This is a genomic window from Azoarcus sp. DN11 (assembly GCF_003628555.1).
In the GTDB taxonomy this organism is placed as follows: domain Bacteria; phylum Pseudomonadota; class Gammaproteobacteria; order Burkholderiales; family Rhodocyclaceae; genus Aromatoleum.
This window is the reverse complement of record NZ_CP021731.1, coordinates 3,123,266-3,139,536: the sequence shown is the minus strand read 5'-3', so window position 1 is coordinate 3,139,536 and position 16,271 is coordinate 3,123,266. Positions and strand designations below refer to the sequence as shown.

The following is a 16,271-nucleotide window of genomic DNA, read 5'->3' as shown; positions in this document are numbered from 1 at the left end:
AAGCGGCTTGAATTTATCGTGGCGCGTCGTGTCATCCTCCCCGGTGGGAAATTCCGCACACCTGCGGCGGAAAGGATGTGACGGATTCGGCGCGTGTTCCGCGTTGCGGTTTTGCAACGGCGCCGTCGCCCCCCGGTGCCCGATGCGGAGCCAACGTTTGCGACATGAGGTGTGATCGGATGTTCGAGATCGACGGTCTGAAGAAGCGCTTCGACAGCGAGGGCCCCCGCCCATTGTTCGAGGGAGTGTCGCTGCAGCTGCGGCGCGGTGAGTGCGTCGCGATCATGGGCGAATCCGGGGTCGGCAAGTCCACGCTGCTCAACTGCATGGCGGGCCTGGAGCCGGCCGATGGCGGGAGCATCCGGCTGGACGGCACGGAACTCGTGGGGCTCGACGATGACGCCTTCGCGCGGCTGCGTCGGCGCAGCTACGGGTTCGTGTTCCAGGCCTTTCACATCCTTCCGCATCTCAGCGTCTTGCAGAACGTCGCGCTTCCCCTGTGGCTGCTCGATGAGCATGGCATCGAGGCCGATCACCGCGCGCGGGCGATGCTGGAGCGGGTGGGGCTTGTCGATCGCGCCAAGGGCTGGCCGCGCGAGCTTTCCGGCGGCGAATTGCAGCGCGTCGCGATCGCGCGTGCCCTCGTGCATCGGCCCGCGCTGGTGCTCGCCGACGAACCGACGGGCAATCTCGATCCCGACCGCGCGGCGGGCGTGCTCGATCTGCTCCTGGAGGGCATTCGCCGCGACGGTGCGATGGGCGTTCTCGTCACGCACTCGCGCGCCGCCGCATCCCGGGCCGACCGCGTCCTGCGCCTGTCCGCCGGCGGCCTGCACGCGGAGGCGGCGCGCACGTGAGTGCGGTACTGCGTCGCATCTTCCTTGCGAGCCTCGCGCGCCGACGCCTTGCAACGGCGCTGTCGCTGTTCGCAATCGCGCTCGGCGTCGCTCTCGGGCTGGCGGTGCAGATCATCCACAGCGTGGCACTCGACGAATTCGGCCGCGGCATGCGTCTGCTGGCGGGCGAAGCGGATCTCCAGGTGATCGGCCCGCGCGAGGGGTTCGACGATGCCGTGCATGGCCGGCTCGCGATCCGCGACGAGGTCGCCGATGCCAGCCCGGTCCTCGAACTCGACGTCCGCCTGCCCGGGCGCGACCGATCGCTGCGGATCTTCGGCATCGACGCGCTGCGGGTCGCGCAGGTGAGTCCGGCCCTGATGCCGCTGGTGGCCGAAGCGCAACGGGGCGAGCGTGACCTGACGGTGCTGCGGCCCGGCGTGCTGTTCGCGAGCCCGGCAGCGCAGGCGGAACTGGGCGTTGCCCCGGGGGGCCGGCTGGACGTGCAGGCCGGCACGCAGGTCGCATCGTTGCATATCGCGGGGTCGGTGCCCGGCGCGGGGCAGGGGCGTGCGCTCGCGGTGATGGACATTGCGGCCGCCCAGGCGCTCTTTGGCCGGCTGGGCCGCATCACGCGCATCGACCTGCGCTTGAAGCCCGGCGTCGACATCGCGGCCGCCCGCCGCGCGCTAGCCGCCGGACTGCCGGCGGGCGTCGAAGTGCTCACGCCGCAGGCGACGGAAGACCAGTCGGCGGGCCTGTCGCGTGCGTATCGCGTGAATCTCACGATGCTCGCGGCGATCGCACTCGTCACCGGCGGGTTCCTGGTCTTCTCGACACAGTTCCTGTCGGTCGCGCGCCGCCGGCAGGAGCTCGCCTTCCTGCGTGCGCTGGGACTCGACCGCCGGGCGCTGATGCGCGGCCTGCTCGTCGAAGGCGCGGTGGTCGGGCTGGCGGGCGGCCTGCTCGGGATCGCGGTCGGACACGGCATCGCCGCCGTCGCGTTCGACGTCGTCGGCGGCGATCTCGGAGCTGGTTATTTCCGCGGCGTTGCGCCTGCGCTGCACTTCGACTCGCCGGCGAGCGGCGCCTACCTGCTGCTGGGCGTCGCCGCCGGGCTGGCGGGCGCATGGCTGCCGGCACGCGACGCGCGGCGCATGCTGCCCGCACGTGCGCTCAAGTCCGGCGACGAGGCGCACATGTTCCGTTTCCGCGCCCGCCCGCGAATCGCCGCTGGCTGTCTCGGACTGGCCTTCGCGCTGTGCCTGTTGCCCCCCGTCGGCGGCATGCCGGTCTTCGGATATCTGGCCGTAGCGTTCATCCTCGTCGGTGCCGTGCTGGTCCTGCCCATGATCGTGCGCACTGCAGTGCACCCCGCGGCCGGATCGCGCAAAATCCTGTGGCAGCTTGCGCGTGCGCGCCTCGCGGCGGCGCCGGGGCAGGCCGTCGTCGCAGGGGCCGGCGTCGTCGCGAGTGTCGCGCTCGCGGTCGCGATGGCGATCATGGTCGCCTCTTTCCGTGATTCGGTCGATCGCTGGCTGACTGCCGTGCTGCCCGCGGACCTCTACGTCAGCGCTGCGTCGCAGGGGACGAGCGGGTTCTTTGCACCCGGAACCCTGCAGCGGATCGCTGCGCTGCAGGGGGTGTCACGAATCATGCCCGTGCGCTTCGACACGCTGCGCCTGGATGACCGCCACCTGCCGGTGACCCTGATCGCACGCCCGCTGGACGGCGGCAGCCGCCTTCCGCTGGTGGGCGCGACGGCGCGGGTGCCCGCCGACGAGAAGCCCGCATGGGTGTCCGAAGCGGTGGCCGACCTTTTTGCGGTGAAGCCCGGCGATCGCCTCGTCCTGCCGCTCGCCGGCAAGCCGGTCGCCTTCCGCATCGCGGGGGTCTGGCGCGATTACGCGCGGCAGCAGGGTGCCGTCGCGATCGATCTCGATGACTATCGTGCCGCGACCGGCGACCTCGTCGCCAACGATGTCGCCGTCTTCCTCGCCGACGGCGCATCCTTCAACGCGGTTGCTGCCGCCGTGCGCGCGCTGCTCGGCAAAAGTGCGGCGAGGATTGCCGCACCGGGCGAGATCCGCGCGCTGAGCCTCGCGATCTTCGACCGCACCTTTCTCGTCACCTACGTGATGGAAGTGGTGGCCGTGCTCATCGGCTTGTTCGGCGTAAGCACCAGCTTTGCGGCACTCTCGCTCGCGCGGCGCAAGGAATTCGGCGTGCTGCGCCACCTCGGGCTGACACGGCGGGAAATCGGTCGGCTGATCACCCTCGAGGGATTGCTGACGGCCGTGGCCGGAACCGCCCTCGGCCTTGTCGCGGGAACCGCCGTGGCCCTCGTGCTGATCGAAGTCGTGAATCGTCAGAGCTTTCACTGGAGCATGGATCTGCATCTTCCGGGCGTCGCCTTGCTGGCATTTGCCCTCATCGTGGTCGCGCTCGCCGCGTTGGCCGCGCGCGTGTCCGGGTATCAGGCGATGCGCGATTCGGCCGTACTCGCCGTGCGGGAGGACTGGTGATGGCGATGCGGTGGATCCGGCATGCCGCGCTGCTCGGCCTGTGCGTGGCGCTCGTGTTGCCGGCGGTGGCCGAGGTCGGCTATCCGCCCGTGCTGCCGGGCAAGGCCCTGCGCTTTCCCGACGACGGCGGTGCGCATCCGCAATTTCGCACGGAGTGGTGGTACGTGACGGGCTGGCTCACCGACGGGCAGGGCGTCGAGCGCGGCTTCCAGGTCACCTTCTTCCGCGTCCGGCCCGGCATCGCGGAGGACAATCCGAGCCGGTTTGCCCCGCACCAGCTCGTGCTCGCCCATGCCGCGCTGGCCGACCCGTCCGTGGGCCGCCTGCGGCATGCCGAACGCAGCGAACGGGCGCTCGATCCGGTCGCGGGCGCTGCCACGGGGCGGACGCAGGTCTGGGCGCGCGACTGGCGGCTCGAATGGAGCGGGGATCACTACCAGGGCCACGTGGAGGCCGAGGACTTCGCGTTCGACCTGCGCCTCGACCCCGCAGCGGCCCCCGTTCTCAATGGCGAGGGCGGTTTCAGCCAGAAGGCCGGTGACCCCAAGCACGCCAGCTACTACTACAGCCGGCCCCAGCTTGCGGTCGCCGGATCCCTGCGAGTCGACGGCGCCGCGGTGCCGGTCACGGGGCGGGCGTGGCTGGACCACGAATGGTCCAGCGAGCTGATACCCGAGGGCGCACGCGGCTGGGACTGGATCGGCATCAATCTCAATGACGGCGGCTCGCTGATGGCCTTCCGCATGCGAGACGAGTTGGGCGGAGCGATGTGGGCCGCCGGCACGCTGCGCACCGCGCAAGGCGAAACCCGCGCCCTGCGGGCCGGCCAGGTGGTGTTTACGCCCCTGCGACGCTGGCGTTCGCCGCGGACGGGGGCCGAATATGCGGTCGAATGGGCCATCGACATCGACGGCCGCCGCCTGCAGCTGCGTCCCCTGATGGACGACCAGGAACTGGACAGCCGCCGTTCCACCGGCGCCGTCTATTGGGAAGGGGCCGTGCAACTGTTCGAGGCGGGGCGCGAAATCGGCCGCGGCTATCTCGAAATGACCGGGTACGCCGAACGCCTGCGGATGTGAGGCCGTGTATAATGCGCGCGCCGCTGCAATGGCGGCAGCCCGCAACGCGGGCATTGCGGGGCCCAAGTGGCGGAATTGGTAGACGCACCAGATTTAGGTTCTGGCGCCGCAAGGCGTGGGGGTTCGAGTCCCTTCTTGGGCACCATCAGGGCGCAATCGCGGCCCCTGCAATCACGGATTCTTGATGACTAACGCACAGTGGTTCCTGCTGGTCGGCGGCCTGTTGCTGGCCATGGGGCTGACCTCGTCGATTCTCAAGCGCCTGCCCGTCACGAGCGCGATCATCTACCTCACCGTCGGTATGTTGGTCGGACCGACGGTGCTGCACCTCTTCCATTTCAATCCGCTCAAGCAATCGGCCCTGCTCGAGGTGCTGACCGAGGCGGCAGCGCTCATCTCGCTGTATGCGGCTGGCGTCAAGATGCCGGTGCCGGTGAGCCTGCCGCGCTGGCGCACGCCCATCCTCCTCGCCTTCGTGGCGATGGCGGTCACGGTCGGGCTGGTCGCCGCATTCGGCCACTACGCCCTGGGGCTGCCGCTCGGGGCTGCCGTGCTGCTCGGTGCGATCGTTGCCCCGACCGATCCGGTGTTGGCCACGGACGTCCAGATCCGGCACCCGCACGATCGCGACCGTCTGCGCTTCACGCTGACCTGCGAGGCGGGCATGAATGACGGCAGCGCGTTCCCGTTCGTGATGCTGGGACTGGGACTCCTGGGACTGCACGAGCTCGGCCAATTCGGCATGCGCTGGGTTCTCGTGGATGTGGTGTGGGCCACGGCGGCCGGCATTGCGCTCGGCGTGGCGGCGGGGGCCGCTCTTGCCCATGTCGGGCACAGGCTGCGCAACAACCGGACCGAACGCCGCCTGATGGACGACTTCCTGGGCCTGGGGCTGATTGCGGTCGTGTACGGTCTCAGCCTCGTGATCAGCGCCTGGGGCTTCCTCGCCGTGTTTTTCGCGGCCGTGGCGTTGCGACAGACCGAGCGGCGGCTCTCGGGGGCCAGCCCGGATGAACCCGAGCGCCTGCAGGTCAATGGTGATGCGGTGACGGAAACGGGCAGGTATGCGGAACGGATGGCTGCGACGTCGGTCAGCGAGGGTTCGCTCGTTTTCAAGGAGCATCTCGAGCGCCTTTCCGAAATCGTGCTCATCCTCCTGATCGGCGGAACGCTGTTTGTCGATTCATGGAGCTGGCGCGCGGTGTCGCTCGCCGTCTTTCTGTTCGTCGTGGCACGACCGGTCAGCGTCTTCATCGGCCTGGCGGGCACGCGCGCGCCATGGAACGCCCGCGCTCTCGCCGGCTGGTTCGGCGTGCGCGGGATCGGTTCGCTCTACTACCTGATGTACGCGATCCAGCACGGCCTGCCGGAGAAGCTCGCGCTGGAACTGATCCACATGACACTGATCGTCGTCACACTCTCGATCCTGTGCCACGGCATCAGCGTGAAACCCCTGATGGACCGGTTCTGGTCCGGGCGTTGAGGCTCTGGCGAGGGAGCGCTCCGGCGGCAGCGCTTGCGCGCATCGCCGGTTGTGGCGCGCCCCCGCTACTTCAATGCGCGGGCTTGGGCAGCGGCGCGTATTCGATCGGGACCCAGGCGTAGACGCCCTTGCCGTCCGCGCGCACGTGGCCGATGCCGGGGAAGGGCAGATGCATGCCGGCGACGAGGGTCTTGCTCGCCGCGAGCGAGTACATCAGACTGCGTCGCGTCGCTGTTGCCTGGGCCTGGTCGAAGTCGAACTCGATCGAAACGCCTGGCAGCGGGAACTGGACCGCGTGGGAATGCACGACATCCCCCCAGATCAGCAGTTTCTGGCCCGCGGATTCGACGGCGATTGCGCTGTGACCCGGCGTGTGGCCATAGGCCTTGGCCGCGCGAATGCCGTTGGCAATCTCGGTGCCGTCGGCGAACGTGCGCCACTTGCCGCGCGCCTGGTACGGAGCCGCGATCTCCCGTGCCATCTTGAAGAAATTCTGCATCTCCGGCTTGGCCGCGGCCGCGGCCTGCTGCGACAGCCAGAAATCGTTGTCCAGTACCGACACGTAGACGTTCGCGTTCGGAAACACCGGCGGAGCCGATGGCTCGCCGAGCCCGCCGATGTGGTCCGGGTGCATGTGGGTCAGGATGATTGTGTCGACCTGTGCGGGGTCGTAGCCGGCCGCCTTCATGTTGTCGATGACGAAGCCGAGACCGGGCCCGAAGAGCTTGCCCGCGCCGGCGTCGACGAGGATCAGGTTTCCGCCGGTGTTGATCAGGTAGGCATTGACCGCCGTCTGCATCTTCGGATTGCCGACGAACATGCGGGCGAGCAGGCGGCTGAGGTCTTCCGGATCGGCATTCTTGAGCAGCTTGGCGTCCAGTTCGATCGCTCCGTCATACAGCGCGGTGACCTCGAACTGCCCGACCATGGTTCGGTAGTAGCCCGGGACCTGGGTCTTCGCCACCGGGGCCTCGGCCAGCGCCGGGGCGACCGGTGCAAGCACGAACAGCGCGGCACTCACTGCGAGGAGTCGCTGGAGGCTTTTGTACATTCATATTCTCCTGTCGATTTGTGGCGATGAAAATGTCATTGAGAATGGCGCAAACGCCGCCATCGCGAGGCGGGCGGCGGTTTTTCCGTCAGCGGCTGATCGGCTTGTAGCGGATGCGCTTCGGTTTGGCGCCTTCCTCGCCCAGTCGCTTGCGCTTGTCTTCCTCGTATTCCTGGTAATTGCCCGCAAAGAAGGTCCACTGCGAGTCGCCTTCCGCCGCGAGGATATGCGTGCAGATGCGGTCGAGGAACCAGCGGTCGTGGCTGATGATTAGGGCGCAGCCGGCGAATTCCAGCAGCGCGTCTTCCAGCGCGCGCAGCGTTTCGACGTCGAGGTCGTTCGATGGTTCGTCGAGCAGCAGCACGTTGCCACCCGAGATCAGCGTCTTTGCCAGGTGCAGGCGGCCGCGTTCACCGCCGGACAGGTTGCCGACGATCTTCTGCTGGTCGCCGCCCTTGAAGTTGAAGCGGCCGATGTAGGCGCGGCTGGGCATCTCGAAGCGGCCGACTGTCAGTACGTCGGCGCCGTCCGAGATCGCTTCGAACACGGTCTTGTCGTTCGCCAGGCCTTCGCGCGACTGGTCGACGGCCGCGATCTTCACCGTCGAGCCGATCGTGATCGCGCCCGAGTCCGGCTTGTCGCGTTCCTCGATCATCTTGAACAGGGTCGATTTGCCGGCGCCGTTGGGGCCGATCACGCCGACGATGGCACCCGGCGGGATGCTGAAGCTGACCTTGTCCATCAGCAGCTTGTCGCCGAAGGCCTTGGTGACCTCGTTGAACTCGATGACCTTGTCGCCGAGCCGCTCGCCGGGCGGAATGAAGATTTCCTGCGTCTCGTTGCGCTTCTGGTATTCGACGGTCGTCATCTCCTCGTAGCGCGCGAGGCGGGCCTTGGACTTCGCCTGGCGGGCCTTCGGATTCGAGCGCGCCCATTCCAGTTCGGTCTTCATCGCCTTCATGTGGGCGTCGATCTGCTTCTGTTCCTGTTCGAGGCGCTCCTCCTTCTGCTCCAGCCACGAGGAGTAGTTGCCTTTCCACGGGATGCCGTGGCCGCGGTCGAGTTCGAGGATCCACTCGGCAGCGTTGTCGAGGAAGTAGCGGTCGTGGGTGACGGCGACCACCGTGCCGGGGAAGCGCGTCAGGAACTGCTCCAGCCACTCGACCGATTCCGCATCGAGGTGGTTCGTCGGTTCGTCCAGCAGCAGCATGTCCGGTTTGGACAGCAGCAGCTTGCACAGCGCGACGCGGCGCTTCTCGCCGCCGGACAGGTTGCCGACCGCGGCATCCCACGCGGGCAGGCGCAGCGCGTCGGCGGCGATCTCCATCTGGTTCTCGATGTCGGAGCCGGCCGCGGCCAGGATGTTCTCGTATTTCGCCTGCTCCTCGGCCAACTTGTCGAAATCCGCATCCGGTTCGGCATATGCCGCGTAGATCTCCTCCAGCCTGCGGCGGGCCTCCACGATCTCGCCCAGGCCGGACTCGACCTCTTCCTTGACAGTCTTCGTCGGGTCGAGCTGCGGCTCCTGCGGCAGGTAGCCGATGCGGATACCAGCCAGGTGCTGCACCTCGCCTTCGTATTCCTTGTCGGCGTTGGCCATGATGCGCAGCACCGTGGATTTTCCGGAACCGTTCAGGCCGAGCAGGCCGATCTTCGCGCCGGGAAAGAAAGACAGGGAAATATCCTTGATGATCTGCCGCTTGGGCGGCACGACCTTGCTCACGCGGAGCATAGACATTACATATTGGGCCATTGCGTCGCTTTTTCGTTTCGGAGGAACGTATATGATGAAGTGCGGAAAGGATACCTCAAGCCCGGGAGTGCTTGCGCTGTCACGGGAGTGAGAAACAATCCCGTCCTCCCCGTGGACTCTGCTGTTATTGTTTGTTACATCTAGAGCGTTCAGGGCAATTCGATTGCGCCGTTCGTCCTCGGGGAACCGCCGCATGCACGCTGCCGACGACAGGGTTGCCGATACCGGGCCGGTGCGCCGCAACTGCTCGCCGGGTGGCGTCGCATTGATCGTCTTTGCGCTTGCGTTCGCGATCGGTGCTGCGGTCGTCGTGTGGGATCACCTTGCCAGGCGCCATCATGAGCAGGTGTTTGCACATCTCGCGAGCCACAATGCCGAAGTGGTCCTGACGGTGGACGAGCGGTTTCGCGCCTACCGCATGCTGCTGCGGGGAGGCCAGGCATTTCTGCGTGCCGGTGACGAGGTTGACCTTGCGGCGTGGCGAACCTACCTGCAGCGCCTGACGTTCCAGGAAGACTATCCGGGCGTGCAAGGCATCGGGTTCACCCAGTGGATCCTTCCGGGACAACTCGAGGCGCACACCCGCGCGATGCGCGCACTCGGCAACGCAGAATATCGGGTATGGCCGGAAGGACCGCGCCGGTTCCTGAGCAGCATCGTCGTTCTCGAGCCGGCCGACTGGCGTAATGTGCGCGCCATTGGCTTCGACATGTACTCCGAACCTGTCAGGCGCGACGCCATGAATCGGGCCGTGCTGTCCGGCGAGGCCGCCCTGACCGGCAAGACCACCCTGGTACAGGAGACGGAAACGGACGTGCAGGCCGGAGTGCTGCTTTACATGCCCGTGTTCGGCGACGGAATGCCGATAGCGACCGAGGCCGAGCGCTGGATCGCGCTCAGGGGGTGGGTGTATATGCCTTTCCGCATGGCCCGGCTGATGCAACACATGCTGCAGCAGCACCCGGAGCAGATCCGGATGCAGGTGTTCGACCGCGTCGAATCACCTGAATCCCTCCTGTACGACAGCCATCCCGGGCTGAGCGCCGCCGGTACCGGATTGGTCAGCACCGGGAGCGCGATCCTCGGCGGGGTCGAATGGATCGTTCGCCTCGAAGCCCTGCCGGCGTTCGAGGCCGACCCCGACGTCAGGCAGGCGGAATTCGTTTCGGTCGTGCTGGTTGGCATCCTGCTCGTCCTCACGGCGCTGTTTTTTTCGATCACGCGCGAGCGGGCCACACAGCTGGCGCGGACAAGCGAGTCCCTGCGCCGCAGCGAGGCGAAGTACAGCGCGCTCGTGAACCTTGCCCACGACGGCATCGCCGCCACCGATGCGGATTTCAGGCTGACTTTCGTCAATCCCGGATTTGTCCAGCTCGTCGGGCTCGACGAGGCGAAGCTGCTCGGGCGGGCGCTCGACGAGTTATGGGGCGAGGGCGGCAGTGAGAGCCGCGAACGGATACTCGCCCATCTCGGCAAAGGGGAGAGCAAGCGCTACGAACTCAGGATGACGCGTGGCGATGGCGCGACGCTGACCGTCCTCGCCTCCCTCGCGCCACTGACTGACGGATGGGGCCGGATGAAGGGCGTGATCGCGCTCCTGTCGGACATCAGCGAACGCAAGGAAGCCGAGCAGCGCATCGCGCACATGGCGACGCACGACATCCTGACCGGAGCCGTCAATCGACTGATGTTCGGCGAACTCCTGGCGTACTCGCTCGCCCAGGCGCGCCGCGCGGGACACGAATTCGCGCTCCTGTTCATCGACCTGGACCATTTCAAGCAGGTGAACGACGAACTGGGGCACCACGCCGGCGACCTCCTGCTGTGCGAGGCGGTCCGGCGCATGCAGGGTTCGATCCGATCGTCGGATACGCTCGGACGGCGGGGCGGGGACGAGTTCGTCGTGCTGCTGCCGGAAATCGGCTCGGCAAAGGACGCTGAAACGGTTGCGGAAAAGATCCGTGCCGCCATCGAACGGCCGTTCATGCTCGAGGGGCGCGAGGCCTGCGTCTCGTCGAGCATCGGCATCGCGCTCTATCCCGAGGATGGCAAGGACGAGGACGAACTGATGTGTCGCGCCGACGCGGCCATGTACCGCGCGAAGCTCAGCGGGCGCAACCGTGCGTGCCGTGTCTGCTGAGAGAGGTATGTGGCGTTAGGCGATTTCGACGAGGGCGATCAGGTCGCCCTCGTCGATCAGGTCGCCTTCATCGACCTTGACCTCGACGATGGTCCCTTTGTGGGGCGAGGGGATGTCCATGGCCGTCTTGCCCGTTTCCAGCACGATCAGCGGTTCGTCGAAGCCGATCGACTCCCCTGATTGCACCAGCACGCTCTGCACGAAGACGTCCTCGGTCCGGCAGTTCCCGCAGGTATCCCAGCATTCCGGAAACTTCGGCATGCGGATTTCGACTACCCGGCCCGTCATGGCTGTTTGCCGGCTGGTGTGGTTGATACGTTATCGACGAACATCACTGACTCAAAGGTACGTTTGAGAAGCTTGCTGTAGAACTGGTCCATCGTCACGCCGTCTTCGAACTGCACCATGTCGCCGCGCATGATCTTCATGCGGGCCGTCGCGATCCAGTAACTCTTGCCGGCCTCATCGACCTCGATGTACGTGTACTCGTTGGCGTCGATCGAATCGAGCGCGACGCCGGTCCGGCGCTGCGCCGCCGAATGTTCGGTGCCGGACCGGATGAGCTGCATCGCAGCGCCCGGCGAGGGGTGTCCCGGGGGAGGTGCGGACCGTGCCGCCTGAGGCGCCAGCGCCACCAGCGCGGCGAGCAGAGGGAGAGACAAGCGTGCGGTGGCATACCAGGGGAGTGCCACCGTCCTGCGGGGGTATTCCATGCATCTATCCGGCTTGCTGCGAGTTACACGCAGTGTACTCCTGCCGGGAGCGTCTCGCACCGCAGTTGTGTACCGGGCAATTGCAGCGGTCCGGCGTTTTCGCCGGACGCCGGATCATTTTTCGACAAATGCGCGTTCGATCACGTAATCGCCAGGGTGGCCGATATGCGCCGAAATCTGGAAGCCGCGTGCGTCGAGCAGGTCGCAGCAGTCCTGAAGCATCGCCGGGCTGCCGCAGATCATCGCGCGGTCCACCGCTGGGTCGAGCTCGGGCAGGCCGATGTCGCGGAACAGCTTGCCGCTGTTGATCAGGTCCGTGAGCCGCCCCTGATTGACGAAGGGTTCGCGCGTGACGGTCGGATAGTAGATGAGCTTTTCGCGCACGAACTCGCCGAAGAACTCATGCCGGGGCAGTTCCTCGGTGATGAACTTGTGATACGCCAGTTCCGACACGGTGCGCACGCCGTGGATCAGCACGACGCGTTCGAAGTGTTCGTAGGTTTCCGGATCCTGGATCACGCTCATGAACGGGGCCAGTCCCGTGCCCGTCGAGAGCAGGTAGAGGTTCTTGCCCGGCTTGAGGTCGTGCAGCACGAGGGTGCCGGTGGGCTTCTTGCTCACGACGATCGGGTCGCCTTCCTTGAGGTGCTGGAGGCGCGAAGTCAGGGGGCCGTTGGGAACCTTGATGCTGAAGAACTCCAGATGCTCCTCGTGGTTCGGGCTCGCGATGCTGTACGCGCGCGTGAGCGGGCGGCCGTCGACTTCGAGCCCGATCATCACGAACTGGCCGTTCGTGAAGCGCAGCGCGCGGTCGCGAGTGGTACGGAAACTGAAAAGAGAGTCGTTCCAGTGATGCACGCTCAGGACACGCTCGGTCGCCAGGTTGCTCATTTCGCTCTTCGCTCCATTATCGGATTTTCCGATTGTAGTGGCTTGCTTTATGCTGATGAGTGGATTATTCAGATAATCAATATCCAGAAAATCGATATGAAGCATACGCTCAGACAACTCGAGGTCTTTGTCGCCACGGCACGCGCCGGGACCGTATCGCGCGCGGCCGAGCGGCTCGCGATGTCGCAGTCTGCGGCAAGCAGCAGCCTCACGGAGTTCGAGCGGCAGTTCGACGTGCGCCTGTTCGATCGGGTCGGCAAGTCCCTGCGCCTGAACGAGCTTGGCCAGCGGCTGCTGCCGCGGGCCGTGGAACTCCTCGCGCGCGCCGAGGACATCGAGGACCTGCTACAGGGCGGAATGGGCTTCGGGAGCATGAAGATCGGGGCAACGCTCACGATCGGCAACTATCTCGGCACGCTGATCGTCGCGGCTTTCCTGCGGCGCCACCCGGAAAGCCACATCCACCTGAGCGTGCATAACACGGCGACCATCATCCAGCAGGTCGCCGGCTTCGAGCTCGACATGGGTATGATCGAAGGCAGTTGCCACCACCCGGATCTCGAGGCCGTTCCCTGGCTCGATGACGAGCTGGTGGTCTTTTGCGCGCCGTCGCATCCGCTCGCAAGCAGCCGCCGCGCGAGCCTCGACGAATTGGCCCGGCACTCGTGGATCCTGCGCGAAATCGGCTCGGGGACGCGGGAGACTTTCGATCAGGCCATGCGCCATGTGGCGTCACGCATCGACGTGCGCCTGGAACTGGAGCATACGGAAGCGATCAAACGTGCCGTCGAATCCGGGCTGGGAATCGGCTGCATTTCCCGTCTCGCGCTGCGGGAAGCGTTCCGGCGCGGCAGCCTGGTGCCGGTCGATACGCCGGAACTGGATCTGCAACGGTCCTTCCATTTTCTCTGGCACCGGCAGAAATTCACGACGCCGGGCATGCGCGCCTTCATCGCCTTGTGTCGCGAGATGACGGCTGGCGCTCGCCGCAGCGACGAAATTCCGTTGACGTATATCCCCTGAGCGGTACGCGGCCGGCGGCGAATACGGCAGGATGCGAAAAGGGCGCCACGCGGCGCCCTGGGTGTCCCGGGATCAGGTCTGCAGGCCCGTGCCGGCCGGCAGCGGCGTCTCGGCCTTGCCTTCCGGCATGTAGGACGCGACCTGACACGCGATGGCGGCGATGTAGGGAATGCACTGCAGGCCGAGAATACCCACCCACAGTTGCACCTCGAGGTCCTCGAAGCCGCGCTGGAAGAGCAGTACGGCCGCCCCGAGCATCAGGGCGACGAGCAGCCCGATCTCCTCGCGCAGCGGCGAGAAGAAGGCGAGGGTACCCTTGTCCTTCCAGCCCTTCGGGGTGCGCACGAATTCGCCGCGCCGCTTGACGAGACCGGCAAACACGCCGCGTGCGATCGCGTGGGCGAGGCCTACCGAGAGCACCGATGCGCCGAGAATGTCCTTCCACGGGGCATCCATCGTGCGACGGTAGAGGATGGGGCCGAGGCCTGCCTTGAAGGCCATGAAGGCGAGGATGGGCAGCGCCAGCGAAGTGACCGGCAGCCCGAAGGCCTTCGGGTAGAACAGGATGCCGACGGTCCAGGCGAGGCTCGCGAAGGCGAAAACGAGCTGCAGGGCATCGCCGAGCCAGGCGAACCAGCCGGTGAGGAAGTGGTAGCGCTGGGCGAGGTTGAGCCGGCTCGGGCCGATCATCGCGGGCAGGTGGTGCTTGAGGATCTGCATCGCGCCGAAGGCCCAGCGGAAGCGCTGGCTCTTGATTGCGGGGAAGTCGGCAGGCGTCAGGCCGCGCCCGAGGATGTGGTCGACGTAGCGGGTGTCGTAACCCTTTTCGATAAGGCGCAGGCCCAGCTCGGTGTCCTCGCAGATGCACCATTCCGACCAGCCGCCGACCTCGTCGAGCGCGAGACGGCGCACCAGCGTCATCGTGCCGTGCTGGATCAGCGCGTTGCGCTCGTTGCGGTGGTGCATGCCGATGCGGAAGAAGCCGTCGAATTCCCAGTTGCACATGCGGCGGAAGGGTTGGGTTTCCCAGTCGCGGTGTGCCTGCGGCGCCTGCACGACGGCGACGTCGCCGTCGTCGAAGTGCGGAATCAGGCACGACAGCCAGTCCGGCGACACGACGTAGTCGGCATCGACGACGCCGACCACTTCGGCACGGGGGTCGGTCTGGCGCAGGCCGAAGTTCAGCGCGCCGGCCTTGAAGCCCGGCCAGTTATCGAGGTGGTAGAAACGGAAACGCGGGCCCAGTTCGGCGCAGCGCTTTTCCAGCGGCTTCCACAGCGCCTCGTCCTTGGTGTTGTTGTCGAGCACGAGGACTTCGAAGTTCCGATACTTCATCGCGGCGAGGCTGTCGATGGTCGCGATGACCATTTCGGGCGGCTCGTTGCAGCACGCGAGGTGGATCGATACGAAGGGTTCCTTGTCGGCGTCGTGCGGCGGCAAGGGCAGGAAGCGGCGTTTCCAGCGGCGCTTGAACAGCACTTCGCCGAATTCGAAACCGTGCGACAGCAGCACCGCGATCGTCAGCAGGGTTGCGCCGATCAGCATCGTCAGCCCGATCAGGTCGCGCTGCGTGAGATAGTAGTCGGCCGGGACGTTGAGGCCGACCACGAGCGTCGCGGCACAGGCCTGCACGAGCCCTGCAAGCCACAGGCGGCCCAGCACGCTCCAGTCGCGCAGGAAGAACGCGAGCAGGAACATCGGCAGGAAGGCGATCAGCGCGGCGGAGCGCGCCTTTTCGTGCCAGCGAACGTCCTTGACGACCAGGCCGTCAAGGGCGAACTTCGGATGGCGGTCGGCATTGAACATGCCCCAGTACGCACCGGCCCAGCCTTCGATCTCGATCTTCCACGGTTGGTCGATCGCTTCCATGATGTAGTAGTCGAGCGAGGCCGAGCGCGGATTGGCGAGGAACTCGCGGATGAAGCGTGCCTGGTTCTCGGCCGAGGCAACCCCCTTGGTGTCGCCGCCGCCCAGACTGTCCATCATCGGGCCGCGGCTGGGCCAGCCGATTTCGCCGATGACGATCTTCTTCTTCGGGAAGCGCTTGACGAGTTCGTCGTAACGCATGAGCGCGTAGTCGACGGCGTTTTCGACCGGCACGCCCTCGTGGTAGGGCAGGAGATGGACGGTGATGAAGTCGACGCTGTCGGCGAGTTGGGGATTCTTCAGCCAGACGTGCCAGGGTTCGGCGGTCGAGACCGGCTTCTTCAGGCGCCTGAGGGCCTTGCGCGCCTTGTCGAGGTAGACGGCCAGCTCCTTCACGGTAACGTCGCCGCGCAGCAGCGCCTCGTTGCCGATGATCACGCGGTTTACGTGCGAATACTTGCGGGCGGCTTCGATGACCGCGTCGACTTCCTTCTCGTTCTTCTCAGCGTCGGGCCCGATCCACGCGCCGGCCATCACGGTGAGGTCGCGATCGGCCGCGAGCGGGACGATGGAGGGGTTCTCGAGGCTGCCGTAGGTGCGGATGTGTTCGGCGGACTGGGCGAGCAGGTCGAGATCGGCGCCGATCTCGGCCTCGCTCGGGTAAGTGCCTTGCAGGGGATTCTGGTCCCGCTGGAAGGGGCTGTAGGCGTATCCGTGGATGCTGTTGGCGGCGCCGACGAATTCGGTGCCGCGGTTCCAGCGTTCTGCTATCAGGTACTGCGCGCCGGCGACGATTCCGGCAAGTATGAGCGCTACGATAATTCGGTAAATCAGCGAAGCCGCGTTTTTCATCAGGATCAGTGTCCCTCGAGGACTGTATCAAACACCTCTATGCCCCGCCTGGGCGGACA

The 16,271-nt window shown here is 66.2% G+C and carries 12 protein-coding genes and 1 tRNA gene; 7 read left to right on the top strand and 6 right to left on the bottom strand.

Going from position 1 to position 16,271, the window contains the following annotated elements; translation table 11 throughout:
- Window positions 1–179: 179 nt before the first annotated feature.
- From CDA09_RS14435 to CDA09_RS14415, 5 genes are all read left to right on the top strand, one after another.
- Window positions 180–857: an ABC transporter ATP-binding protein gene (locus tag CDA09_RS14435; RefSeq protein ID WP_121429284.1), complete on the top strand. Its 678-nt coding sequence runs from the start codon at window positions 180–182 to the stop codon at window positions 855–857.
- Complete coding sequence (locus CDA09_RS14430; protein ID WP_121429283.1) at window positions 854–3,361, top strand: FtsX-like permease family protein; 2,508 nt, start codon at window positions 854–856, stop codon at window positions 3,359–3,361. Before CDA09_RS14435 ends, CDA09_RS14430 begins: the two co-directional genes overlap by 4 nt.
- A 5-nt stretch (window positions 3,362–3,366) precedes the next feature.
- A complete protein-coding gene (locus tag CDA09_RS14425; RefSeq protein ID WP_121430877.1) occupies window positions 3,367–4,440 on the top strand; it encodes a lipocalin-like domain-containing protein in 1,074 nt (357 codons plus the stop codon).
- 60 nt (window positions 4,441–4,500) lie between these two features.
- Window positions 4,501–4,585, top strand: a tRNA-Leu gene (locus CDA09_RS14420).
- Window positions 4,586–4,624: 39 nt separating this feature from the next.
- Complete coding sequence (locus CDA09_RS14415; RefSeq protein WP_121429282.1) at window positions 4,625–5,923, top strand: cation:proton antiporter; 1,299 nt, start codon at window positions 4,625–4,627, stop codon at window positions 5,921–5,923.
- A 70-nt stretch (window positions 5,924–5,993) separates the two neighbouring features.
- Here the strand turns inward: CDA09_RS14415 and CDA09_RS14410 are convergent, their stop codons facing one another.
- Complete coding sequence (locus CDA09_RS14410) at window positions 5,994–6,974, bottom strand: MBL fold metallo-hydrolase (RefSeq protein ID WP_121429281.1); 981 nt, start codon at window positions 6,972–6,974, stop codon at window positions 5,994–5,996.
- 88 nt (window positions 6,975–7,062) lie between these two features.
- On the bottom strand, window positions 7,063–8,727 hold the full coding sequence (gene ettA / locus CDA09_RS14405) for an energy-dependent translational throttle protein EttA (RefSeq protein WP_121429280.1): 1,665 nt from the start codon (window positions 8,725–8,727) through the stop codon (window positions 7,063–7,065).
- A 193-nt stretch (window positions 8,728–8,920) separates the two neighbouring features.
- Between ettA and CDA09_RS14400 the strand changes: the two genes are divergently transcribed.
- Entirely contained in the window at window positions 8,921–10,867 is a 1,947-nt protein-coding gene (locus CDA09_RS14400) for a sensor domain-containing diguanylate cyclase (RefSeq protein ID WP_121429279.1), read from the top strand.
- A 15-nt stretch (window positions 10,868–10,882) separates the two neighbouring features.
- Here the strand turns inward: CDA09_RS14400 and CDA09_RS14395 are convergent, their stop codons facing one another.
- The 3 genes from CDA09_RS14395 to CDA09_RS14385 all read right to left on the bottom strand — a co-directional run bounded on the left by CDA09_RS14395 (window position 10,883) and on the right by CDA09_RS14385 (window position 12,471).
- Window positions 10,883–11,128, bottom strand: a complete 246-nt coding sequence (locus CDA09_RS14395; RefSeq protein ID WP_286164146.1) for a biotin/lipoyl-containing protein — start codon at window positions 11,126–11,128, stop codon at window positions 10,883–10,885.
- A 23-nt stretch (window positions 11,129–11,151) separates the two neighbouring features.
- Window positions 11,152–11,580 (bottom strand): hypothetical protein, encoded by a 429-nt coding sequence (locus CDA09_RS14390; protein ID WP_128106573.1) that lies wholly within the window; start codon window positions 11,578–11,580, stop codon window positions 11,152–11,154.
- A 114-nt stretch (window positions 11,581–11,694) separates the two neighbouring features.
- Entirely contained in the window at window positions 11,695–12,471 is a 777-nt protein-coding gene (locus tag CDA09_RS14385) for a ferredoxin--NADP reductase (RefSeq protein WP_121429276.1), read from the bottom strand.
- A gap of 96 nt (window positions 12,472–12,567) precedes the next feature.
- Here CDA09_RS14385 and CDA09_RS14380 point away from each other — a divergent pair, with 96 nt between their 5' ends.
- On the top strand, window positions 12,568–13,494 hold the full coding sequence (locus tag CDA09_RS14380; protein ID WP_121429275.1) for a LysR family transcriptional regulator: 927 nt from the start codon (window positions 12,568–12,570) through the stop codon (window positions 13,492–13,494).
- A 72-nt stretch (window positions 13,495–13,566) separates the two neighbouring features.
- On the opposite strand, the gene CDA09_RS14375 is transcribed toward CDA09_RS14380, so the two are convergent.
- Window positions 13,567–16,212 (bottom strand): glycosyltransferase, encoded by a 2,646-nt coding sequence (locus CDA09_RS14375; RefSeq protein ID WP_121429274.1) that lies wholly within the window; start codon window positions 16,210–16,212, stop codon window positions 13,567–13,569.
- Between the last annotated feature and the right edge of the window lie 59 nt (window positions 16,213–16,271).